A 1,163-nucleotide genomic window follows, 5' to 3' on the forward strand; every position below is an offset into this window, starting at 1 on the left:
TTGATGGTGACGACGATGCCGGCACCGACGGTGCGGCCGCCTTCACGGATAGCGAAGCGCAGCTTCTCTTCCATGGCGATCGGCACGATCAGCTCGACATCGACTGTGATGTTGTCGCCCGGCATCACCATTTCGGTGCCTTCCGGCAGCGACACGATGCCGGTCACGTCCGTCGTGCGGAAGTAGAACTGCGGACGGTAGTTGGTGAAGAACGGCGTGTGACGGCCACCTTCGTCCTTGGTCAGGATGTAGGCTTCGGCCACGAACTTCTTGTGCGGCTTCACCGTACCCGGCTTGGCCAGAACCTGGCCGCGCTCGACACCTTCACGATCAACGCCGCGCAGCAGCGCGCCGATGTTGTCGCCGGCCTGGCCCTGATCGAGCAGCTTGCGGAACATTTCCACGCCCGTGCAGGTCGTCTTGGTCGTCGGACGGATGCCGATGATCTCCAGCTCCTCGCCGACCTTGACCACGCCGCGCTCGACGCGGCCGGTCACGACCGTGCCGCGGCCCGAGATCGAGAACACGTCTTCGATCGGCATCAGGAACGGCTTGTCGAGCGGACGAACCGGCGTCGGGATGTAGGCATCGACCGCAGCCATCAGCTCGCGGATCGCGTCTTCACCGATCTTCTTGTCCGAATCTTCCAGAGCAGCCAGCGCCGAACCCTTGACGATCGGAATGTCGTCGCCGGGGAACTCGTTCTTGGTCAGAAGCTCGCGAACCTCGAGCTCGACCAGTTCGAGCAGCTCGGCGTCGTCGACCTGGTCGACCTTGTTCAGGAACACCACGATCGACGGCACGCCGACCTGACGCGCCAGCAGGATGTGCTCGCGGGTCTGCGGCATCGGACCGTCGGCAGCCGACACGACCAGGATCGCGCCGTCCATCTGCGCGGCACCGGTGATCATGTTCTTCACATAGTCGGCGTGGCCGGGGCAGTCGACGTGAGCGTAGTGGCGGTTGGCCGTCTCATATTCGACGTGCGCTGTCGAGATCGTGATGCCGCGCGCCTTTTCCTCAGGAGCAGCGTCGATCTGGTCGTAGCGCTTGTACTCGCCAAAATACTTGGTGATCGCCGCCGTAAGCGACGTCTTGCCATGGTCGACGTGGCCAATCGTGCCGATGTTCACGTGAGGCTTGTTACGCTCGAATTTACCTTT

General features: G+C 62.8%; 1 protein-coding gene. It reads right to left on the reverse strand.

Features of this window, described 5'->3' with window-relative positions; translation table 11 throughout:
* A partial coding sequence (gene tuf, locus EOC06_RS37580) for an elongation factor Tu (protein ID WP_127232415.1) occupies positions 1–1,163 on the reverse strand: 1,163 nt, incomplete at both ends.

Source organism: Mesorhizobium sp. M7A.F.Ca.MR.362.00.0.0, assembly GCF_004023175.1.
Classification (GTDB): domain Bacteria; phylum Pseudomonadota; class Alphaproteobacteria; order Rhizobiales; family Rhizobiaceae; genus Mesorhizobium.